The sequence below is a fragment of the Pseudomonas botevensis genome (assembly GCF_019145475.1).
GTDB lineage: Bacteria > Pseudomonadota > Gammaproteobacteria > Pseudomonadales > Pseudomonadaceae > Aquipseudomonas > Aquipseudomonas botevensis.
In genome coordinates this window covers 16,290-37,601 of record NZ_JAHTKI010000012.1, presented here as the reverse complement: position 1 = coordinate 37,601, position 21,312 = coordinate 16,290, and the positions used below count along the sequence as shown (strand labels likewise).

General features: G+C 61.4%; 18 protein-coding genes. 12 read left to right on the top strand and 6 right to left on the bottom strand.

The annotated features are described in order from the left end of the window. The first annotated feature begins 92 nt into the window (after nucleotides 1-92). The 3 genes from KVQ74_RS16880 to KVQ74_RS16870 all read left to right on the top strand — a co-directional run bounded on the left by KVQ74_RS16880 (nucleotide 93) and on the right by KVQ74_RS16870 (nucleotide 2,959). Complete coding sequence (locus KVQ74_RS16880; RefSeq protein WP_217832308.1) at nucleotides 93-1,037, top strand: ornithine cyclodeaminase family protein; 945 nt, start codon at nucleotides 93-95, stop codon at nucleotides 1,035-1,037. Between the two features lie 59 nt (nucleotides 1,038-1,096). After that, a complete protein-coding gene (locus tag KVQ74_RS16875) occupies nucleotides 1,097-2,224 on the top strand; it encodes an NAD(P)/FAD-dependent oxidoreductase (protein WP_217832307.1) in 1,128 nt (375 codons plus the stop codon). Between the two features lie 93 nt (nucleotides 2,225-2,317). Then, nucleotides 2,318-2,959 carry a helix-turn-helix transcriptional regulator gene (locus tag KVQ74_RS16870; protein WP_217832306.1) on the top strand — a complete coding sequence of 214 codons (642 nt, stop codon included), beginning with the start codon at nucleotides 2,318-2,320 and terminating at the stop codon, nucleotides 2,957-2,959. An 81-nt stretch (nucleotides 2,960-3,040) separates the two neighbouring features. Here KVQ74_RS16870 and KVQ74_RS16865 read toward each other — a convergent pair whose 3' ends face one another. The 6 genes from KVQ74_RS16865 to KVQ74_RS16840 all read right to left on the bottom strand — a co-directional run bounded on the left by KVQ74_RS16865 (nucleotide 3,041) and on the right by KVQ74_RS16840 (nucleotide 8,270). Next, complete coding sequence (locus KVQ74_RS16865; protein ID WP_217832305.1) at nucleotides 3,041-3,817, bottom strand: ABC transporter substrate-binding protein; 777 nt, start codon at nucleotides 3,815-3,817, stop codon at nucleotides 3,041-3,043. Nucleotides 3,818-4,094: 277 nt separating this feature from the next. Beyond that, nucleotides 4,095-4,547, bottom strand: a complete 453-nt coding sequence (moaE, locus tag KVQ74_RS16860) for a molybdopterin synthase catalytic subunit MoaE (protein ID WP_217832304.1) — start codon at nucleotides 4,545-4,547, stop codon at nucleotides 4,095-4,097. A 3-nt stretch (nucleotides 4,548-4,550) separates the two neighbouring features. Next, the gene (gene moaD / locus KVQ74_RS16855) at nucleotides 4,551-4,793 is read right to left on the bottom strand and encodes a molybdopterin converting factor subunit 1 (RefSeq protein ID WP_217832303.1); all 243 of its coding nucleotides are present in this window, start codon (nucleotides 4,791-4,793) and stop codon (nucleotides 4,551-4,553) included. Beyond that, nucleotides 4,790-5,263: a cyclic pyranopterin monophosphate synthase MoaC gene (gene moaC / locus KVQ74_RS16850; protein ID WP_217832302.1), complete on the bottom strand. Its 474-nt coding sequence runs from the start codon at nucleotides 5,261-5,263 to the stop codon at nucleotides 4,790-4,792. The genes moaD and moaC overlap by 4 nt, the downstream gene beginning before the upstream one ends. Before the next feature lie 139 nt (nucleotides 5,264-5,402). Beyond that, nucleotides 5,403-6,797 carry a PhoH family protein gene (locus KVQ74_RS16845; RefSeq protein WP_217832301.1) on the bottom strand — a complete coding sequence of 465 codons (1,395 nt, stop codon included), beginning with the start codon at nucleotides 6,795-6,797 and terminating at the stop codon, nucleotides 5,403-5,405. Between the two features lie 348 nt (nucleotides 6,798-7,145). After that, on the bottom strand, nucleotides 7,146-8,270 hold the full coding sequence (locus tag KVQ74_RS16840; protein WP_217832300.1) for a polysaccharide deacetylase family protein: 1,125 nt from the start codon (nucleotides 8,268-8,270) through the stop codon (nucleotides 7,146-7,148). 176 nt (nucleotides 8,271-8,446) lie between these two features. Here KVQ74_RS16840 and yaaA point away from each other — a divergent pair, with 176 nt between their 5' ends. The 9 genes from yaaA to KVQ74_RS16795 all read left to right on the top strand — a co-directional run bounded on the left by yaaA (nucleotide 8,447) and on the right by KVQ74_RS16795 (nucleotide 21,241). Then, the gene (gene yaaA, locus KVQ74_RS16835; protein WP_217832299.1) at nucleotides 8,447-9,226 is read left to right on the top strand and encodes a peroxide stress protein YaaA; all 780 of its coding nucleotides are present in this window, start codon (nucleotides 8,447-8,449) and stop codon (nucleotides 9,224-9,226) included. A gap of 809 nt (nucleotides 9,227-10,035) precedes the next feature. Next, a complete protein-coding gene (locus KVQ74_RS16830; protein WP_217832298.1) occupies nucleotides 10,036-11,352 on the top strand; it encodes a nucleotide sugar dehydrogenase in 1,317 nt (438 codons plus the stop codon). A gap of 94 nt (nucleotides 11,353-11,446) precedes the next feature. After that, nucleotides 11,447-12,928, top strand: coding sequence for a mannuronan synthase (alg8, locus tag KVQ74_RS16825; protein ID WP_217832297.1), 1,482 nt, complete (start codon nucleotides 11,447-11,449; stop codon nucleotides 12,926-12,928). Nucleotides 12,929-12,963: 35 nt separating this feature from the next. Beyond that, entirely contained in the window at nucleotides 12,964-14,133 is a 1,170-nt protein-coding gene (locus KVQ74_RS16820; RefSeq protein WP_217832296.1) for an alginate biosynthesis protein Alg44, read from the top strand. A gap of 9 nt (nucleotides 14,134-14,142) precedes the next feature. Beyond that, nucleotides 14,143-15,555, top strand: coding sequence for an alginate biosynthesis TPR repeat lipoprotein AlgK (algK, locus tag KVQ74_RS16815; RefSeq protein WP_404822693.1), 1,413 nt, complete (start codon nucleotides 14,143-14,145; stop codon nucleotides 15,553-15,555). After that, entirely contained in the window at nucleotides 15,552-17,033 is a 1,482-nt protein-coding gene (locus KVQ74_RS16810) for an alginate export family protein (protein ID WP_217832294.1), read from the top strand. The genes algK and KVQ74_RS16810 overlap by 4 nt, the downstream gene beginning before the upstream one ends. A 26-nt stretch (nucleotides 17,034-17,059) precedes the next feature. Continuing rightward, entirely contained in the window at nucleotides 17,060-18,646 is a 1,587-nt protein-coding gene (gene algG, locus KVQ74_RS16805; protein WP_217832293.1) for a mannuronan 5-epimerase AlgG, read from the top strand. A 10-nt stretch (nucleotides 18,647-18,656) separates the two neighbouring features. Then, entirely contained in the window at nucleotides 18,657-20,108 is a 1,452-nt protein-coding gene (locus KVQ74_RS16800; protein WP_217832292.1) for an alginate O-acetyltransferase, read from the top strand. Nucleotides 20,109-20,116: 8 nt separating this feature from the next. Continuing rightward, on the top strand, nucleotides 20,117-21,241 hold the full coding sequence (locus tag KVQ74_RS16795) for a mannuronate-specific alginate lyase (protein ID WP_217832291.1): 1,125 nt from the start codon (nucleotides 20,117-20,119) through the stop codon (nucleotides 21,239-21,241). Nucleotides 21,242-21,312 lie beyond the last annotated feature (71 nt).

Here is a 21,312-nt window from a genome sequence, read left to right as displayed (position 1 = left end):
GGGCTGCGCTTTTTTTTCGCCTGGATATTGCTGGATTAAACTAAAAGTCCATAATGGACAAATTAGTTTAATTTCAATCCCCGGAGTCCGCCATGTCCAGCACGCCGTATGTGATCGATCAAACCCAGGCCCGCGACCTGCTGGCCCGTATCGATGTGCCGCAGATCATGCGCAAGCTGTTTCGTGATCTGGCGGCCGGGCATGCGGTGCAACCGGCGCAACAACTGGTGGAATTCCCCCAGGGTGCCGGCGACTTCATCAACTACCTCGGCGTGCTGGCCGAAGATGGCGTGTACGGGGTCAAGACTTCGCCGTACATCGTCCGCGAGCAAGGTCCGCTGGTCACCGCGTGGACGCTGCTGATGTCGATGCAGACCGGCCAGCCGCTGCTGCTGTGCGACGCCGGCGAACTGACCACCGCGCGCACCGCCGCGACCACCGCCGTCGCAGTCGACGCCCTCGCCCCGCACGCGGCCGAACGGCTGGCGATCATCGGCAGCGGCAAAGTGGCCCAGGCGCATCTGCATTACGTCAAAACCCTGCGCGACTGGCAAAGCATCAGCCTGTACGCCCCGAACCTCGGCGAAGATCCGGCCACCGCGAGCCTGCTGAAAAGCATCGAGCCGCGCCTGAACATTGCCGCCAGCCGCGAAGCCGCCATCGCCGATGCCGACGTCATCATGCTCTGCACGTCGTCCGCCGGACCTGTGATCGATCCGGCCATCCTGAGCAAACCGGCGCTGATCACCTCGATCAGCACCAACGCCCCGCGCGCCCATGAAGTGCCGCCGAGCAGCCTCAATGGCATGCAGGTATTCTGCGACTATCGTCTGACCACGCCGGGCTCGGCGGGGGAAATGCTGATTGCCGCCGAGCAGCACGGCTGGAACAAGGACGCGATCGTTGGCGACCTGGCGGATCTGCTCGGCAAAAAAGTGCCGCGCCCCGCTTACGACCGTCACGTATTTTTCCGCTCCATCGGCCTGGGCCTGGAAGACATCGCCGTCGCCAACGCGGTGTACCGCCTCCAATCCTGATACCCGCTCCCACGAGACAATCAACCAATTTCTCGATATCGCGCCCACTGGAGATCTCAATGAGCCAGGCAGACTTCATCATCATCGGCGGCGGAATCGCCGGCGCTTCCACCGGTTTCTGGCTGTCGCCCCACGGCAAGGTCATTGTGCTGGAGCGCGAGTCGCACCCGGCCTATCACTCCACCGGACGCTCCGCCGCACTGTTCACCGCCGCCTATGGCACCGCGCAAGTGCGGGCGTTGACCCAGGCCAGTCGGGCGTTTTTCGACACGCCGCCGCCTGGTTTCTGCGAGCATCCGTTGCTGACGCCGCGCGGTGAAATGACCGTGGACTTCACCGGTGATGCCGCCGAACTGAACAATCAGTACCTCAGCGCCAAGGCCACGGTGCCGGAGATGCAACTGCTCAGCGCCGAGCAAGCCTGTGCACGGCTGCCGATCCTGCGCCGGGAAAAAGTCCACGGCGCGATCTACGATCCCTCGGCCAGCGACATCGACACCGACGCCCTGCACCAGGGCTATCTGCGCGGCATTCGGCGTAACAACGGTGAAGTCCATACCGACTGCGAAGTGCTGGGCCTGAGCCGCGACGCCGGTGGCCAGTGGCAGGTGCAGACCAACGGCCAGACCTTCAGTGCACCCATCGTGATCAACGCCGCAGGCGCCTGGGCCGACCAGATCGGCGCACTGGCCGGCGCGCAAACACTCGGGCTGCAACCGAAACGCCGTGCCGCGTTCATCTTCGCCGGCCCCGAAGGCGTGGACATTCACCACTGGCCGATGCTGGTCAGCCTCGACGAATCGTTCTACATGAAGCCCGACGCCGGAATGTTCCTCGGCTCGCCAGCCAATGCCGATCCGGTCGAACCCCACGACGTACAGCCGGAAGAACTGGACATCGCCATGGGCATCTACCAGATCGAAGAAGCCACGACCCTGACCATCCGCCGCCCGACCCGAACCTGGGCCGGCCTGCGCAGTTTCGTCGCGGACGGCGACTTGCTGGCCGGTTTCGATGTGCAGGTTCCGGGGCTGTTCTGGGTGGCGGCCCAGGGCGGCTATGGCATCCAGACGTCGCCGGCCATGGGCCAGGCCAGCGCGGCGCTGGTGCGGGGTGAGCCGCTGCCCGAACATCTCAAGCAGTTCGGCCTGAGCGCCGACATGCTCTCCCCCGCTCGCCTGAGCTGACCGCTTGCCCGGATGACGCGCCCAACGGATTGCGGCACACTCGTCTTGCCCCCGGAATACGGGGGCATTGACGCTGCCTGGAGCTCCACTGCTATGACCGCCCCCGAACCGACACCCGAGCTGCATGACGCCGCGCTGGATAACTTCCATGCCATCGCCGACGCCATCGCCACGCTGTTCTTCCCCCACGCCGAAGTGGTGCTGCACGACCTGCGCACGCAGAAAGTCGACTACATCGCCAACAACCTGTCGAAGCGGGAAATCGGAGATGAGTCGTCGCTGGAGGACATGCTCAGCGAGGACGTCAGCGAACGGAACATCGGCCCGTACGAAAAGCTCAACTGGGACGGCCAGAAGATTCGCAGCCTCAGCACCGTGCTGCGCGACAGCGACGGTCATCCGCTGGCGGTGCTGTGTATCAACCTGAACATTTCGCTGTTCGAGAATGCCAAGGCTGCGCTGGACCTGTTCCTCTCGCCGAGCAAACTGATCCCGCAACCGGACTCACTGTTTCGCGATGACTGGCAGGAGCGGATCAACACCTTCCTACACAACTGGCTGCGCGAGCGGCAACTGAGCCTGAACCTGCTGACCCGTGACCACAAACGCGAACTGGTGCTCGCGCTGCACGCCGAAGGCGCGTTCAAGGGCAAGAGCGCCTCGAACTATGTGGCCAATGTGCTGAACATGGGGCGGGCGACGGTGTACAAGCATTTGAAGGAATTGAAAGGCTAGGAGCCGAGCGATCCGGCCCCTTCGCAAGCCAGCCCGCACCCACGACATTGTGGGAGCGGGCTGGCTCGCGAAGGCGGTCAATCAGTCGCCGTAGATATCAGACTTGAAGTACTTCTCGGAAATCTTCTGGTATTCGCCACTCGCGCGAATCCCGTCGATGGCCGTGTTCAACTGGCTGACCAGCTCGGTATTACCCTTGCGCACTGCGATCCCGGCGCCCTCGCCCACGTACTTCGGATCCTTCAGTTCCGGCCCGACAAACGCGTACCCCTTGCCCCGTGGCATGCCCAGGAAATCCGTCAGGGGAATGGTGTCGGCAAAGATCGCATCGAGGCGTCCGGCCGCCAGGTCCATGTAGATTTCTTCGTTGTTGCCGTAGCGCTTGACGGTAATGCCCTTGGGCTCGAACACCTCGGTGGCGTAACGGTCGGTGGTGGTGGCGCGCTGCACGCCGACGGTCTTGCCCTTGAGGCTGGCGTATTGATCGTCGACCGTCGCACCTTCCTTCATGACCAGCCGCGACGAGGTGAAATAGTACTTGTGGGTGAAGTCCACCGACTTCTTGCGGTCGTCATTGATGGTCATGGACGACAGCGCCATGTCGATTTTCTTCACTTTCAGGGAAGGAATCAGACCGTCGAATTCGCCCTCGACCCACACGCACTTGACCTGCATCTGCGCGCACAGCGCATTGCCGATGTCGTAGTCGAAACCGACGATTTCACCGGCGTCAGTCTTGGACGCGAACGGCGGATAGGCGGCTTCGATGCCGATGCGCAAGGTTTTCTCGGCGGCGAACACGCTGCTGGCAGCCAACAGGCTCAGCGCCAGACCGGTGATGAGGGGAAGCTTCTTCATGTTCGTTCTCTCGCGGGTTGTTGTAGGTTTGGCAAGACAGAAGAAAGAGCTGGAGCGGGGACGACTTTTTTGTACTTGGAAATCCATACTGGACTTTTATGTATATTCCGTCAATCGGGCAGAAGGGATTGCGCCCGGCCGGTGGTCGGGTGATGAATCAGAGGGTTATCCGGCAGAACTGAAGACCTGTTCGCCCGCAAGCCCGCTCCCACCGGATCGGTGAAATCCTGTGGGAGCGGGCTTGCTCGCGAAGGCAGACGGGACGACGACGCAGACTTTACTTCTGCCAGCGATCCGCCGCCGCATGATCGCTGTCGCGCCCTTCGACCCAACGCGGGCCGTCGCTGGTGTTCTCTTTCTTCCAGAACGGCGCGCGGGTTTTCAGATAATCCATGACAAAGGCGCAGGCGTCGAACGCCGCCTGGCGATGGGCGCTGGCAGCGCCGACGAAGACGATCGGCTCGCCCGGTTCCAGCGCGCCGATGCGGTGCAACACTTCCAGCTTCAGCAACGGCCAGCGCTGCTGCGCCTCGTCGGCAATCTTGCCCAGGGCTTTTTCGGTCATGCCCGGATAGTGTTCGAGGAACATCCCGGCCACGTCCAGGCCATCGTTGAAATCACGCACGTAGCCGACAAAACTCACCACCGCGCCGACGCCGACGTTCGCCGCATGCATCGCATTGACTTCAACGCCCGGATCGAACGGCGTGGTCTGCACGCGAATCGCCATGGCTCAGCCTCCGGTCACGGTCGGGAAAAACGCCACTTCATCGCCGTCGGCCACCGGCTCGTCGAGCTGACACAAATCTTCGTTGCGGGCGCACATCAGGTTCTGTTCGCTCAACACTTCGGCGCCAGCACGCTGCGCCAGCAGTGCGCGCACGTCATCGACGGTGCGGAAATCGCCCTCGACCTTGATCGAGTCCACACCCAGCGCCTCCCGGTAACGGGCAAAAAACTTCACGGTCAGGTTCATGCTTGCTCCGCGCGAAAGTGTCCGCTCTTGCCGCCGAGTTTCTCCAGCAGGCGCACGCTTTCGATGGTCATGCCGCGATCCACGGCCTTGCACATGTCATAAATGGTCAGGGCGGCGACGCTGGCGGCGGTCAGCGCTTCCATCTCGACGCCGGTCTGCCCGGACAGCTTGCAGCAGGCGGTGATGCGCACGGTATCGTCGCCTTCGGCACTGAGTTCGACCTTGACGCCCGTCAACATCAGCGGGTGGCACAGAGGAATCAGATCACTGGTTTTCTTCGCTGCCTGGATGCCGGCAATGCGCGCCACGGCGAACACGTCGCCCTTGGGGTGGCCACCGTTGACGATCATCTGCAGGGTTTCGGGCAGCATGCGCACCAGCGCTTGGGCCGTCGCTTCACGGAACGTCACGTTTTTTTCAGTGACGTCGACCATATGGGCGCGACCTTGGGAATCGAGATGAGTCAGCACGGGATTACTCCTGATCAGGAGCATCGATTGTAAACCTGCGGGTCAAGACTGCGCACCTTTGATTACCGCCCCCTGCCACCGGTTGTGTACGCATGAAAAACCGGGCGGCTTTTACGCCGCCCGGTTTTGGTGTTGCGGATTACAGATGCGATTCGGCGTATTCGGCCAGGATCGAACGAGGCACCCCTTGCAGGGTGATGTGGACACCGTTGGGGAAATCCTTGAAGCGTTCAGTCAGGTAGGTCAGCCCGGAACTGGTCGCGGACAGGTAAGGGGTGTCGATCTGTGCCAGGTTGCCCAGGCACACCACTTTGGAACCGGCGCCGGCCCGGGTGATGATGGTTTTCATCTGGTGCGGCGTGAGGTTCTGGCATTCGTCGATCAGGATCAGGCTCTGCTGGAAGCTGCGACCGCGAATGTAGTTGAGCGATTTGAACTGCAACGGCACTTTGCTGAGGATGTAGTCGACGCTGCCATGGGTGTTTTCGTCATCCATGTGCAAGGCTTCGAGGTTGTCGGTGATGGCGCCGAGCCAAGGCTCCATTTTTTCCGCTTCGGTGCCCGGCAGGAAGCCGATTTCCTGGTCCAGCCCCTGCACGCTGCGGGTGGCGATGATGCGCCGGTAGCGCTTGCTGACCATGGTCTGCTCGATCGCCGCCGCCAGGGCCAGAATGGTTTTACCCGAGCCGGCGGCACCGGACAGGTTGACCAGATGGATATCCGGGTCGAGCAGCGCGTACAGCGCCAGGCTCTGATAGATGTCGCGCGGCTTGAGGCCCCACGCTTCCTGATGCAGCAGCGGTTCCTGGTGCAGATCGAGAATCAGCAGACGGTCCTCGTCGATCTCCTTGATCCAGCCGACGAAGCCTTGCTCGTCGATGATGAACTCGTTGATGTGCACCGCCGGCAGGTTGTCGATCAGTTGCACTTGATGCCAGGTGCGGCCGTGGTCCTGACGGGTTTCGACCTTGCTCACGCGGTCCCAGAAGGAGCCGGTCATTTCGTGGTAGCCGTTGGGCAGCAGGGAGACGTCGTCGACCAGTTGGTCGGTGCTGTAGTCCTCGGCCGCGATCCCGCAGGCGCGCGCCTTGAGGCGCATGTTGATGTCTTTGGTGACCAGCACCACCGGTTTCTTCGGCTCGCGGGTGTGCAGGTCGATCAGCTGGTTGATGATTTTGTTGTCGTTCAGGTGCTCGGGCAGAATCAGGTTCGACTCGGCCTGTTTGCTCATCAGAATCGACAGCAAGCCCTTCGGTCCGCTCTTGCCGCGCTGGATCGGCACGCCCAGCTCGACATCTTCGGGAGACGCATCGCCCAGCGTCTTGTCGATCAGCCGGATGGCCTGGCGGCATTCGGCGGCCACGCTGTGATGCCCGCTCTTGAGCTTGTCCAGCTCTTCAAGCACGGTCATCGGGATCGCGACGTGGTGTTCTTCGAAATTCAGCAGGGCGTTTGGATCGTGAATCAGTACGTTGGTATCGAGTACATAAAGGATTGGCTGGTTGGAAGAAGGGCTACGTCCGTGATCATCCATACTCGGTCACCTTTGTGGGAGCCATTCGACGCAATACCTGGGCGGTGCTGCGCCTCGAAGTGACTGCCGAATCCATCTGCGCGGGCTCGTTCGAGGGCCAGACGGACTGCACACAAAGTGGGTCTTGGGAGACGCCACCTGTGTCGCAGGTTTCGGCGGTCTGACTTCGTAATACTCCAAAACCCATGACAGAAAAAAGCACTTTGACGCTTTTTTGAAGTTTATTTTGCAAAGTGACGAAAAGCCCTTGGCGGACCGCCCTGCCCCCGTTAGAGTCGGAAGTCCGCCTGCTTCAAAATCTGCGTAAAATTTTTCCCAGGCCCAATGTTTCCGGGCTTCTGCCGTTTCTCAGCGAAACGCGTCCTGACAATCTTCCCAGCCGATGCCGCTTTGCGCGGTTTGCGTGATCAGCCACGGCAACGCGGTCTTCACCGCATCCTGTTTCATGTTGAAATTGATCACTCCGTGACGCCACAGCAGCATCAGGGTCAGCACCCGTTGCGCGCTCGGATTGCCCTTGAGTTTGCCCGCGCCGTCCTGGGCATCGATGTCCCACAGCGCCACTTGCAGCCCCTGATTGTTGAAGAAGCCCTGGGCGTCGCTACGACGCTGGCCATCCGGCGGACGGAACAGCGGCACGTAGTTTTCCGGCAGCTTGTTCTTGACCAGATCGGCGCTGCGGCGTACCGAGTCCTGCCAGTCCTGCCAGTGGCTGTGGGAACGGAATTCCCAGCCCTGGACACCCACGCACTGGCGGGAAAACGCCGCTTGCAGATTGCTGACCGAACGCTCGGCCAGACGCGCCTGAATATCCTTGCCCAACATGAAGAACGTGCCGCTCAGGTTCGACTTGCGCAAGTACTCGGTGAGCCAGTCGGTGTTGTCCGGCTGCAGGTTGGCGGCGCTGTCGAAACTCAACAGAAACAGGCGATCGTGCATGTCGTCGCCGTTACGCTCGTAGTCGCCGAAATGATCGACTTCGCTGCTGGTCTGCGGCGACAGCGCAGCCTTGCGCAACAGCTCGTCCAGATACTGCAAATGGAAGATCCGGCTCGGCTCGGCCCACTTGGTGTAATAACTCTCGTCACTGACCACGAACTTGGCAGCCTGCTCGCGCAGGGTCGGCAGATCTTCGACGAGGAAGCAGAACGAGGCGTCCTGATCGCAGCTTTGCTGGGCAAAGTTGTAGCTGGTCAGCAGCCGCTGCCACAGGCGCTCGCGCAGGCTGTTGATCGCGTCGATGTTGACCGTGCGCAGCCCCAGGCGTTGGGCCAGCGCGGTGGGCTCCAGCGCTTCGCTGCCCAGCAGGCCTCGGGCAAACATCAGGACTTCCGCCCGCGAGGCCACGTCGAACAGGGTCGGGCTGCTCAGTTTTTCCGGCCAGGTGCTGCGATCCAGCGTCGCGATATCGCCCGGCGCCGCCACGGCACCGAAGCTCAACAGCCACGCGGTGAATAAAAGAACGGTACGCAAAGGGATGTCTCCATAACAAAACCCGCGCGGCACTATAGCTGATCCAGTACCAATCCCAGCAGCAACGACACTCCCACAAGAATCAGGTGATGCCGTCGATCACCTATGACCCTGATAGCTGGAGTCGACACGCTCAACCCCCTAGAATCGCCCCCACGATTAAAGGAGACGACTTCATGCTGATGGTGATTTCCCCCGCCAAGACCCTCGATTACGAAACACCGCCGGCGACCTCGCGCTTCACCCAGCCGCAATACCTCGACCATTCCCAGGAGCTGATCCAGCAATTGCGCGAGCTGACACCGGCGCAGATCAGCGAGCTGATGCATGTCTCCGACAAGATCGGCGGCCTCAACGCCGCGCGGTTCGGCAGCTGGACACCGGCGTTCACCCCGGCCAACGCCAAGCAAGCACTGCTGGCCTTCAAGGGCGACGTCTACACCGGGCTCGACGCACAATCCTTCAGCGAAGCGGATTTCGACTACGCGCAACAGCATCTGCGCATGCTCTCCGGGCTCTACGGCCTGCTGCGTCCGCTGGACCTCATGCAAGCCTATCGCCTGGAAATGGGCACCAGACTGGCCAACGCCCGAGGCAAGGATCTGTACGCCTTCTGGGGCACGCGCATCAGCGAATGGCTGAACGAAGCGCTGGCCGACCAGGGCGATGACGTGCTGCTCAACCTGGCCTCCAACGAGTATTTCTCGGCGGTCAAGCGCACGGCCCTGAACGCGCGGATCATCAACACCGAATTCAAGGACCTGAAGAACGGCCAGTACAAGATCATCAGCTTCTACGCGAAGAAGGCCCGAGGCCTGATGAGCCGTTTCGTGATCCAGGAACGCATCAACGATCCGACCGCCCTCAAACAGTTCGACGTGCAGGGTTATCGCTTCAGCGCCGAGCAATCGAAACCGGACAATCTGGTCTTTCTGCGCGACCACGCCCCGGAATAAAGCATGCTCATTGCACGACTCTTCAATAAAAGAGTCGTGCAGCTCGCACGACGTCAAAAATCCCCCGCCTAATAACGCCAATTAACCGGCGCCAATAAAACACCTCGCCAATTCCTAACGTTTGTTTCACTCGACAGATGTCATTTTTTTCAGTAGTGGCACGTAATTTTTTTCACGGTAGTGGCATAAAACCATCCGCGCCGATTATCTCCCTATTAATAAAGGGCGAAATCAAAAGTGCTATCAATTTGCTCTCAGTGCCATCTTTTACAATATTTCAAGAAATTTCAGATTTCGCGATGAGCGGGCAGGAACTATGTCCAAATGCATTGCTCATACCACCGGTAACGATTCTCGGCGAATTTGTACGAGATAACTTACGCAGAGATAAAAACCATGTAACCAAGTTGTCACAGCAACTTGTCTAGATGGAATAACGCCTCTGGACAACTAACAAGGGACCGGAGATACGCACCATGACGATCGCCGGCAAGGCCTGGGCCGTCCCCCTATAACGTGCTCGCCTGAGCACCGAACCGCTTGATCCACGGGCCTTTCGTCCGGCATCGAGCGCGCAGAAAGAATGCACGAACATCCTCAAGATTGAGGATCGGCTGCATGACAGGGCAAGTCACAAGAACAAGTCCTGGTTGCGCACAACTTGAGTGCACTTATTTAGACACTCGAAACTTAGTATGCCTGCACACGGCATTGCGGCGCCTGTAAGCCGCACTTTCGAGTGCACTATGACCGCTGAACACCATTAACTCCGGCCATCTAACGGCCTGATATATACAGAGGTAATTGCGATGCGCATCAGCATATTTGGTTTGGGTTACGTCGGCGCAGTATGTGCCGGTTGCCTGTCTGCACGGGGCCATGACGTGGTTGGCGTCGATGTTGCCAAAGACAAGATCGATATGATCAACGCTGGCAAATCCCCCATTGTGGAACCGGGCCTGGGCGAGCTGCTGGCGCAAGGTATCGAGACCGGTCGTCTGCGCGGTACGACCAACTTCGCCGAGGCGATTCGCGACACCGATCTGTCGATGATTTGTGTCGGTACGCCGAGCAAGAAGAACGGCGACCTGGAGCTGAACTACATCGAAGCGGTATGCCGCGAGATCGGTTTCGTCCTGCGGGAAAAAACCACCCGCCACACCATCGTCGTCCGCAGCACCGTGCTGCCGGGCACCGTCGCCAACGTGGTGATCCCGATTCTCGAAGACTGCTCCGGCAAGAAGGCCGGCGTCGATTTCGGCGTTGCGGTCAACCCGGAATTCCTGCGTGAGTCCACCGCGATCGCCGACTACGACCTGCCACCGATGACCGTCATCGGCGAGTTCGACAAGGCTTCGGGCGATGTCCTGCAATCACTGTACGAAGAGCTCGACGCACCGATCATCCGCAAGGACATCGCCGTCGCCGAGATGATCAAGTACACCTGCAACGTCTGGCACGCTACCAAAGTGACCTTCGCCAACGAGATCGGCAACATCGCCAAGGCGGTCGGCGTCGATGGCCGTGAAGTGATGGAAGTGGTCTGCCAGGACAAGACCCTCAACCTGTCCCAGTACTACATGCGTCCGGGCTTCGCTTTCGGTGGCTCGTGCCTGCCGAAGGATGTACGCGCCCTGACCTACCGCGCCGGTTCCCTGGACGTGGAAGCGCCGCTGCTCAACTCGCTGATGCGCAGCAACGAATCGCAAGTGCAGAACGCCTTCGACATCGTCGAAAGCCACGACAAACGCAAAGTCGCCCTGCTCGGCCTGAGCTTCAAGGCCGGCACCGACGACCTGCGCGAAAGTCCGCTGGTGGAACTGGCCGAGATGCTGATCGGCAAGGGCTACGACCTGAGCATCTACGACAGCAACGTCGAGTACGCCCGTGTCCACGGCGCGAACAAGGACTACATCGAGTCGAAGATTCCTCACGTGTCGTCCCTGCTCAATGCGGACTTCGAGTCGGTGATTGATAACTCCGACGTGATCATCCTCGGCAACCGCGACGAGAAGTTCCGCGCCCTGGCCCAGGAAGTACCGCACGGCAAACAAGTCATCGACCTGGTGGGCTTCATGTCCAAGGCCACCAGCGCCGGTAGCCGTACCGAAGGGATCTGCTGGTAAAGCAGCCCTGAGCGGCAAGCGTCGGGCGCCAAGTCGTTGCACTTGCAGCCCGACGCTTGTGGCTCGAAGCCTCCTTCACCTTCGGAAGACGGTCATGTCCAAGCTCAAACATTTTTTTCTGCAAGCTGCCGGCTGGCTTTTGTTCCTGAGCCTGCTGATGGGCCTGGCCCTGATGCTGCCCGTGTCCACATTCGACTCAGAGTCGAAGGACTTCATTTTCCTGATTGGCGCCGTGGGTATCTGGCGCTACTCGATGGGTGCCACGCACTTCGTGCGCGGCATGATTTTTCTCTACATCGTCTACCCGCATCTGCGCCGCAAACTGCGCAAGCTGGGTAAAGCGGCAGACCCGTCGCATGTGTACCTGATGGTCACCAGTTTCCGTATCGACGCGCTGACCACCGCGCAGGTCTACAGCTCGGTGATCCGTGAAGCCATCGACTGCGAACTGCCGACCACCGTGGTCTGCTCGATCGTCGAAATGTCCGATGAGCTGCTGGTGAAAAGCCTGTGGGCGCGGATGAATCCGCCGGATCGGGTCAAGCTCGACTTCGTGCGCATTCCCGGCACCGGCAAGCGCGATGGCCTGGCGTATGGTTTCCGCGCGATCTCCCGTCACCTGCCGGACGACCGTGCCGTGGTGGCCGTGATCGACGGCGACACCGTGCTCGGCGAAGGCACCGTGCGCAAGACCGTGCCGTGGTTCCAGCTGTTCGGCAATGTCGGCGGCCTGACCACCAACGAGTTCTGCGAAGTGCGCGGCGGCTACATCATGAGCGAATGGCACAAGCTGCGTTTCGCCCAGCGTCACATCAACATGTGCTCGATGGCCCTGTCCAAGCGTGTGCTGACCATGACCGGGCGGATGTCGGTGTTCCGCGCCACCGTGGTCACCAACCCGGAATTCATCGCCGACGTCGAAAGCGACTCGCTGCAACACTGGCGCCTGGGCCGCTTCAAGTTCCTCACCGGCGACGACAAGTCGAGCTGGTTCAGCCTGATGCGCCTGGGTTACGACACCTTCTACGTGCCGGACGCGGCGATCAACACCGTTGAACATCCGCCGGAAAAGAGCTTCATCAAGGCCAGTCGCAAACTGATGTTCCGCTGGTACGGCAACAACCTGCGGCAGAACTCCCGGGCGCTGGGGCTGGGTGTGAAGCGCCTTGGCGTCTTCACCTCGGTGGTGCTGTTCGACCAGCGCGTGTCGATGTGGACGTCGCTGCTCGGCCTGACCGTGGCGATCATCGCCAGTTTCAAGTACGGCACCGCGTTCATCCTCGTGTACCTGCTGTGGATCGGCATCACCCGCCTGATCCTGACCTTGCTGCTGTCCTGTTCCGGTCACCGGATCGGCCCGGCCTACCCGGCGATTCTCTATTACAACCAGATCGTCGGCGCGCTGGTGAAGATCTACGTGTTCTTCCGCCTCGACCAGCAATCCTGGACTCGCCAGCCCACATCGCTGTCCCGTGATCTCGCCAGCTTTCAACGTTGGTTCAACACCTGGTCGTCTCGGACCATGACCTTCTCCGCCGGCAGCATTTTCGTCGCCGTGCTGCTGATGATGGTCTGAACCGCCCCTCTTGAATTAACAAGGAAACCGCCCCTATGAATACCGCCGTCAACGTCAACGTAGTCCATGAATCCGAAGCCCAGCGTCAGCACGCGCGGGTGAAAATCCCGGCCAAGCTGCGGTTCTTCGGCCCTGACCGGACGCCGGTTGAAGCGCGGGTCATCGACCTGTCCGCCGGTGGCCTGGCGTTCAACGCCGGGCAACTGCCGCTCAAGACCGGTGATGTGTACAAGGCCCGTCTGCAATTCGTCATCGACAACCTCGGCCTGGCGATGGACGTCGAGTTGCAGGTCCGCTCCTACGACCGCCAGACCGGCCGCGCCGGCTGCCAGTTCCAGAACCTCGAGCCGCAGGATATTTCCACCCTGCGCCACCTGATCACCTCGCACCTGGCCGGCGACATCGTCAGCATCGGCGAAGTGCTCGCGACCCTGCAGCGCGACAATTTCACCAAGGCGCGCAAGGTCAAGGACGGCGGCCATGGCATGACCGCCTTCGGCCGTCTGAAAGCGGTGACCTTCAGCGCCGGTGTGTTCATCGTCGGCCTGGCGGCGTTCGGTTTCATTTTCAAATCGGTGTACGGCATGTACTTCGTCAGCCACGCCCAGGCCGGTCTGGTCAGCGTGCCGGCGATGAACATCACCATGCCTCGCGACGGCACCGTGCAGAGCCTGATCAAGTCCGACGGCGTCGCCGCCAAGGGCGCACCGCTGGCGACCTTCAGCACCAGCATGCTCGACGTGCTCAAGGGCCATCTGGACGAAGACCAGTTGCAGCCGGCCAAGGTCGAGGAACTGTTCGGCAAGCAAATGACCGGCACCCTGACTTCGCCGTGCGACTGCACCGTGGCCCGACAATTGGTGGCCGACGGTCAATACGCGAGCAAGGGTGACGTGATTTTCGAACTGGTGCCGCGCAATACCCAGGCCACCGTCGATGCGCGCTTCTCCTATCGCCAGTTCGGCGACGTGCGTCCGGGCACTCCGGTCAGCTTCCAGATCGCCGGCGACGACAAGACCCGCACCGGCAAGATCGTCAGCAGTTCCAGCCTGAAAAGCGAAGACCTGTCTTCCGATATCCGCGTGCAGATCCAGCCTGACGAGCCGCTGGACAGCACCTTCGCCGGTCGCCCGGTGGAAGTGAACAGCGACCGTGGTCCGAACCTCAACTGGCTGATCGACAAAGCCATGGCTGCCGGTCTTTAAGTCGAGGATATGCCTGTGATGATTTCACCCATCCTCAGAACCCCGCAGACCCTGTGTGCAGTGGCATTGGCGGTGAGTCTGGCCGGTTGCGCCGGCCTGCCGGACCAGCGCCTGGCCAACGAAGCGCTCAAGCGCGGGGACACCGCCACGGCCGCGCAGAACTACCGCGCGCTGGCCGATCTGGGCTACAGCGAAGCGCAAGTGGGCCTGGCCGACATTCAGGTCGACAGCCGTGACCCGGCGCAGATCAAACAGGCCGAAGCCACCTACCGTGCCGCCGCCAGCGTTTCGCCCCGCGCCCAGGCGCGTCTCGGGCGCCTGCTGGTGGCCAAGCCCGGCGCCACCGAAGCCGAACATCAGGAGGCCGAAAGCCTGCTGAAAAAGGCTGGCGCCAATGGCGAAGGCAATACGCTGATCCCGCTGGCGATGCTCTATCTGCAATACCCGCACAGCTTCCCGAACATCAACGCCCAGCAGCAGATCGACCAGTGGCGCAAGGCGGGTAACCCGGAGGCGGGTCTGGCGCAGGTGCTGCTGTATCGCACTCAGGGCAGCTACGACCAGCACCTGGATGACGTGGAAAAAATCTGCAAGGCCGCGCTGCACACCACCGATATCTGCTACGTCGAACTGGCCACCGTTTACCAGAAACGCGCGCAACCGGAACAGCAGGCCGAACTGCTCAAGCAGATGCAGGCAGGTTTCAGCCGTGGCGCCGTGACCGCGCAACGGGTCGACAGCGTGGCCCGTGTGCTCGCCGATTCGACCCTGGGCAAGACCGACGAAAAAACCGCGCAGGCGCTGCTCGAACCGATCGCCCCCGGCTACCCGGCCTCGTGGGTGACCCTCGCGCAATTGCTCTACGACTTCCCGGAACTGGGCGATATCGACCAGATGATGAAGTACCTGGACAACGGCCGCGCCGCCGACCAGCCGCGCGCCGAGCTGTTGCTGGGCAAGCTTTACTACGAAGGGAAAATGGTCCCGGCCGACGCCAAGGTCGCCGAGGAACACTTCCAGAAAGCCGTCGGCCGCGAAGTCGCCGCCGATTACTACCTCGGTCAGATCTACCGCCGTGGCTACCTGGGCAAGGTCTATCCGCAGAAGGCCCTCGATCACCTGCTGACGGCGGCGCGCAACGGCCAGAACAGCGCCGACTTCGCCATTGCCCAACTGTTCTCCCAAGGCAAAGGCACCAAGCCTGATCCGCTCAACGCCTACGTGTTCAGCCAGTTGGCGAAGGCGCAAAACACCCCGCAAGCGGATGAGCTGGCGACCACCCTCGCCGCACAACTGCCGCCCGAACGCCTGGCCGAAGCCCAGCGCCTGCTGCAACAGGAGCAGGCCAGCCGTGGCGCCCTGAACCAGAACACGCTGCAACTGCACGCCCTGCAAGAAGAAGACGGCGAGGAATCCCTATGAAGCTGAATCCATTCGTCAAGGCCGGCATCGGCCTGACCTTCGCGCTGATCTGGTCTTGCCCGACACTGGCCGCGATGACTGAAACCAAGAACTTCGGTCTCGAAGTGAAAATCACCGGCCAGTCCGAAGACGACCGCGACCTCGGCACCGCCAGCGGTGGCGACGTCAACGGCGTCGGCCTCGACCTGCGTCCGTGGGTCTACGGCGAGAGCGGCGCGTGGAGCGCCTACGCCATGGGTCAGGCCGTGACCTCGACCGACATCATCGAGACCGACACCCTGCAACAGTCCGACGGTGCGCAAACCACCGACAGCGGCGACCGCAAGACCAAGAAAAACTACTTGGCGATGCGCGAGTTCTGGGTCGGCTACAGCGGCCTGACGCCCTATCCCGGCGAGATGCTCAAGTTCGGTCGCCAGCGCCTGCGCAACGACGACGGCCAATGGCGCGACACCAACATCGAGGCGCTGAACTGGACCTTCGACACCACCCTGCTGCGCGCCAACGCCGGTGTCGCCGAACGCTTCAGCGAATACCGCACCGACCTCAAGGAACTGGCGCCCAAAGACAAGGATCGCCTGCACGCCTACGCCGACGCCGCTTACCAGTGGACGCCGGGCAACTGGGTCGGCATTCGTGGCCATCACACCCACGATGACGGCAAGCTCGACTACGCCGAGCCGGGCGTGCCCCGCGACACCCTCGACAAGACCGAAAACGGCGACATCAGCTGGCTCGGCCTGACCGCCGACAGTGACGCCTACAACTGGCGCAACACCAACACCGTCAACTACTGGGGCAGTATCACCGGCATGAGCGGCGACCGCGACACGGTCAACCCGCTGAACGCCGATGGCAGCCGTCCGGCCCAGGCCAAGCGCAGCGACAACGTCGACGGCTGGGCCACCGATGTCGGCGTGCGCTTGCGCCTCGATCCGCAATGGCAGGTCGGTGCCGCCTATGCCCGTGCCAGTGCCGATTACGAACAGAACGGCCTGGAAAGCAACCGCTCGACCTACACCGGCACCCGCTCGCGAGTTCACCGTTTCGGCGAGGCCTTCCGTGGCGAAATGAACAACATGCAGAGCGCCACCCTGTTCGGCTCGTGGATGCTCAACGACCAGTACGACGCCAGCCTGATCTACCACAAGTTCTGGCGCGTGGACGGCAACAAACCGGTGGGCAGCAACGGCATCAACGCCGTGGAAAACAACACCGACGACGTGACCGGCGCGATCCTCTCCAGCACCTCCTTGCCATTGCAGGACGGCAACAAGGACCTGGGCCAGGAAATGGATCTGGTGGTCACCAAGTACTTCAAGCAGGGCCTGTTGCCGGCGGCGCTGAGCCAGTCGATCGACGAGCCGTCGGCGCTGGTGCGTTTCCGTGGCGGCGTGTTCAAGCCGGGTGATGCCTACGGCAGCCAGGTCGATTCGTACATGCACCGTGCGTTCATCGATGTGATCTGGCGCTTCTGATGCAGACCGCCAAGGGAGTGCCCGACATGCACAGCAACCGCATAGCCACGTTGAGCCTGCTGGCCGGCGCGATGCTGCTGGCCTCGGCCGGCACGTTCGCCAACGTGGAACCGGCGGCACCGTCACCCGGCAAACCGGTGACCGTCGCCAAGGAACTGCAACAGGCCAAGACCTACACCGTCAGCAGCGCACCGACCGAGGCGCTGGAGCTGGCGAAGCCGAAACTGCCCGATCTCTCCGGCTACACCGCCGAAGCCGCCGCCGCGAAGATCGTGCGCAGCAAACCAGGCAAGCTCAGCGTGCGCCGGATGATGCAGGAAGACGCCCTGAAGGACTTCATCGGCGGCGACAACAAGATGGCCGAATGGGTGGTGCGCCAGCACGGCATCCCCCAGGCGATCTTCGTCGACGACGGCTACATGAACCTCAAGGAACTGGCGCAGAAACTGCCCAAGCAGTATTTCAGCGAAACCTCGCCGGGGGTGTATCTGGCGAAGTTGCCGATCGTGGTCGGCCGCAAGGGCATCCTCGAAATCGACGGCCAGACCCAGGAGTTGCGCCTGTCCCAGGAGGCCGGTTCGTTCTTGGTCAACGACGGCCAGTTGTTCGTGCGCGATACCAAAGTCACTGGCTGGCGCGAGAAGGAAAACGGCCCGGCGACCTTCCGCTCGCCGAAGGAATTCCGTCCGTTCCTGCTGGCCTGGGGCGGCACCGAGACTTACATCGTCAACAGCAAGATGGCGAGTTTCGGCTACGCCAACAGTAAGTCCTACGGCGTGAGTATTTCCCAGTACACGCCGAACATGGCCAAGGTCCTCAAGCGTCCAGAGCCGACCGGCTGGATCGTCGGTTCCGAGTTCTCCGACATGTGGTACGGCTTCTACTGCTACGAGACCCGCGACTTCGTGGTCAAGGGCAACACCTACAAGGACAACATCGTCTACGGCATCGACCCGCACGACCGTTCCCACGGTCTGATCATCGCCGAGAACACCGTGTACGGGACGAAGAAGAAGCACGGAATCATCATTTCCCGTGAGGTCAACGACAGCTTCATCTTCAACAACAAAAGCTACGACAACCACCTCTCGGGGCTGGTGATCGACCGTAACAGCGTGAACAACCTGGTCGCCTACAACGAGATCTACCGCAACCACACCGACGGCATCACCCTCTACGAGTCCGCCGACAACCTGCTGTGGGGCAACAAGGTCATCAGCAACAAGCGCCACGGCATCCGCATTCGTAACAGCGTGAACATTCGCCTCTACGAAAACGTCGCCATGGCCAACGGTCTCACCGGCGTCTACGGGCACATCAAGGACCTGACCGACACCGACCGCGACATCAAGCTCGACCCGTTCGACGCCCAGGTGTCGCTGATCGTGGTCGGCGGCGAGCTGGCGGCCAATGGCAGCGGCCCGCTGTCGATCGACTCGCCGTTGAGTGTCGAGTTGTACCGCGTGTCGATGCTGGCGCCGACCAAATCCAGCGGCATCAGCTTCAACGGCATCCTCGGCGAGCGCCAGGATGAAATTCTCGACCTGCTGGTGCGCCAGCAGAAAGCCGTGCTGATCGACCCCGTCGAACGCCAGACCGAAATGCAGGACTGAGGATAATTTTATGCACCCACACCTGATCAGATTACTCAGCCTGTCGGCCCTGACCGTGGGCATTCTCGCGGCCAGCACTGGCGCCCGTGCCGATGAAGTCAAAGCGCCGTCGTTCAGCGCCGAACCGTGCTGCAGCCTGTGCCCTGCCGCCCACGATGCGAAGAACTACACCACCCGTTATCAGCAGAACTTCACCACGCTGGTGCAGGCGCAAGGCGACTGGCTGTTCCGGACCCAGGAAGACCTGCGCACCGAGTTCGACACCACCCCGGCCGGCTACAAGCGCCTGCAACAGTTGCACGACGCATTCAAGAGCAAGGGCGTGGAACTGGTGATCGTCTATCAGCCGACCCGTGGCCTGGTGAACCGCAACAAGCTCAACCCGCAAGAGAAAGCCGCCTTCGATTACGAGAAAGCGCTGGGCAACTACAAGACCATGCTCGGCCGTTTCGCCAAAATGGGCTACGTGGTGCCGGACCTCTCGCCGCTGACCAACGAGTCGCTGCCCGACACCTTGCCGGCCCACGATTTCTACTTCCGTGGCGACCAGCACTGGACCCCGTACGGCGCCCAGCGCACGGCGAAAATCGTCGCCGAGAAGGTCAGGCAGATCCCCGCCTTCGCCGACATTCCCAAGCGTGAATTCGAAACCAAGCGCTCCGGGCGCATGGGCAAGACCGGCACCCTGCACAACATGGCCGGGCAACTGTGCGGCACCAGTTACGCGATCCAGTACATGGACCAGTTCACCACCGAGCCGAAGGGCGAGGCCGGTGACGGCGATCTGTTCGGCGATTCCGGCAATCCGCAGATCACCCTGGTCGGCACCTCCCACAGCGGCAAGAACTACAACTTCGCCGGGTTCCTCGAAGAAGCCATCGGCGCCGACATCCTCAACGTCGCCTTCCCTGGCGGCGGTCTGGAAGGTTCGATGTTGCAGTACCTGGGCAGCGACGAATTCCAGAAGACCCCGCCGAAAATTCTCATCTGGGAATTCTCGCCGCTGTATCGCCTCGACCAGGAAACCATTTACCGCCAGATGATGGCGCTGCTGGACAACGGCTGCGAAGGCAAAGAAGCGCAGATGACCGGCAGCGGTACGGTCAAGCCGAACGGCAAGACCGAACTGCTGGTCAACAGCAAGAACCTGAACCTGCAGAACAGCAGCCACCAGGTCGACATCCGCTTCGCCGACACCTCGGTGAAAACCCTGCAAGCCACCCTCTGGTACATGAACGGTCGCCACGAGGACATCAAGATCGAAAAACCGGAAACCTCCGACACCGACGGGCGTTTCGCCTTTGAACTGCGCACCGACGAAGACTGGGCCTCGCAAAACCTGCTGGCCGTCGAAGTCCATGGCCCGGAAACGGGCGGCACGCCACAGAAGGTCGAAGCGAAAATCTGCAAACGCAACGTATTCCCCGGCGCCGGTCAACAAACCGCGCAGCTCGGGCAATGAGGTCTGCCATGCACAACCGAACGATCAAACACTGGCTCGCGCCGTCCCTGCTGACCCTGGCGATGTTCGCCGGAGCGACCCAGGCCGCCGCGCCATTGCGTCCACCCCAGGGCTACTTCGCGCCTGTGGATAGATTCAAATCCGCCGACAAGAGCGACGGCTGCGACGCAATGCCGGCGCCGTACACCGGCCCGCTGCAATTTCGCAGCAAGTACGAAGGCTCGGACAAGGCCCGCGCGACCCTCAACGTGCAGTCGGAAAAGGCTTTCCGCGACACCACCAAGGACATCACCACCCTGGAGCGCGGCACCGCCAAACGGGTGATGCAGTTCATGCGCGACGGGCGTCCGGAGCAACTCGATTGCACGTTGAACTGGCTCACCAGTTGGGCCAAGGCAGATGCCTTGATGTCCAGGGACTTCAACCACACCGGCAAGTCGATGCGCAAATGGGCGCTGGGCAGTATGGCGTCTTCATACATTCGCCTGAAGTTTTCCGACTCCCATCCGCTGGCCGAGCATCAGCAGGAAGCGCAGTTGATCGAGGCCTGGTTCAGCAAGATGGCCGACCAGGTGGTGAGCGACTGGGACAACCTGCCGCTGGATAAAACCAACAACCACTCGTACTGGGCGGCTTGGTCGGTGATGGCGACGTCGATCGCCACCAACCGCCGCGACCTGTTTGACTGGGCGGTGAAGGAATACAAGGTCGGCGCCAATCAGATCGACGCCGACGGCTACCTGCCGAACGAACTCAAGCGCCAGCAACGCGCCCTCGCCTACCACAACTACGCCCTGCCGCCGCTGGCGATGATCGCCAGTTTCGCCCAGGTCAACGGCGTGGACCTGCGTCAGGAAAACAACGGCGCGCTGAAGCGTCTGGGTGATCGGGTGCTGGCCGGGGTGAAAGACCCGGAGCAGTTCGAGAAGAAGAACGGCAAGGAGCAGGACATGACCGATCTGAAAGAGGACATGAAATTCGCCTGGCTCGAACCGTTCTGCACCCTCTACACCTGCTCGCCGGACGTGCTGGAGAAGAAGCACGGGATGCAGCCGTTCAAGACGTTCCGGCTGGGTGGAGACCTGACCAAGGTCTACGACCCATCGCATGAAAAGGGCAACAAAGGCTCGTAAGACGAATGCAATCCCCCTGTGGGAGCGAGCAAGTCCGCTCCCACAGCGAAGTGATGTCGCCCACCGGAATT

Excerpts from the sequence above, each read along its gene's own strand:
- KVQ74_RS16820 (WP_217832296.1), top strand. The coding sequence starts at position 12,964 with ATGAATACCGCCGTCAACGTCAACGTAGTCCATGAATCCGAAGCCCAG.
- moaE (WP_217832304.1), bottom strand. The coding sequence starts at position 4,547 with ATGGCGATTCGCGTGCAGACCACGCCGTTCGATCCGGGCGTTGAAGTC.
- alg8 (WP_217832297.1), top strand. The coding sequence starts at position 11,447 with ATGTCCAAGCTCAAACATTTTTTTCTGCAAGCTGCCGGCTGGCTTTTG.
- algG (WP_217832293.1), top strand. The coding sequence starts at position 17,060 with ATGCACAGCAACCGCATAGCCACGTTGAGCCTGCTGGCCGGCGCGATG.
- KVQ74_RS16810 (WP_217832294.1), top strand. The coding sequence starts at position 15,552 with ATGAAGCTGAATCCATTCGTCAAGGCCGGCATCGGCCTGACCTTCGCG.
- KVQ74_RS16800 (WP_217832292.1), top strand. The coding sequence starts at position 18,657 with ATGCACCCACACCTGATCAGATTACTCAGCCTGTCGGCCCTGACCGTG.
- KVQ74_RS16830 (WP_217832298.1), top strand. The coding sequence starts at position 10,036 with ATGCGCATCAGCATATTTGGTTTGGGTTACGTCGGCGCAGTATGTGCC.
- KVQ74_RS16875 (WP_217832307.1), top strand. The coding sequence starts at position 1,097 with ATGAGCCAGGCAGACTTCATCATCATCGGCGGCGGAATCGCCGGCGCT.
- KVQ74_RS16880 (WP_217832308.1), top strand. The coding sequence starts at position 93 with ATGTCCAGCACGCCGTATGTGATCGATCAAACCCAGGCCCGCGACCTG.
- algK (WP_404822693.1), top strand. The coding sequence starts at position 14,143 with ATGCCTGTGATGATTTCACCCATCCTCAGAACCCCGCAGACCCTGTGT.
- yaaA (WP_217832299.1), top strand. The coding sequence starts at position 8,447 with ATGCTGATGGTGATTTCCCCCGCCAAGACCCTCGATTACGAAACACCG.
- KVQ74_RS16845 (WP_217832301.1), bottom strand. The coding sequence starts at position 6,797 with ATGGATGATCACGGACGTAGCCCTTCTTCCAACCAGCCAATCCTTTAT.
- KVQ74_RS16795 (WP_217832291.1), top strand. The coding sequence starts at position 20,117 with ATGCACAACCGAACGATCAAACACTGGCTCGCGCCGTCCCTGCTGACC.
- KVQ74_RS16870 (WP_217832306.1), top strand. The coding sequence starts at position 2,318 with ATGACCGCCCCCGAACCGACACCCGAGCTGCATGACGCCGCGCTGGAT.
- KVQ74_RS16865 (WP_217832305.1), bottom strand. The coding sequence starts at position 3,817 with ATGAAGAAGCTTCCCCTCATCACCGGTCTGGCGCTGAGCCTGTTGGCT.
- moaD (WP_217832303.1), bottom strand. The coding sequence starts at position 4,793 with ATGAACCTGACCGTGAAGTTTTTTGCCCGTTACCGGGAGGCGCTGGGT.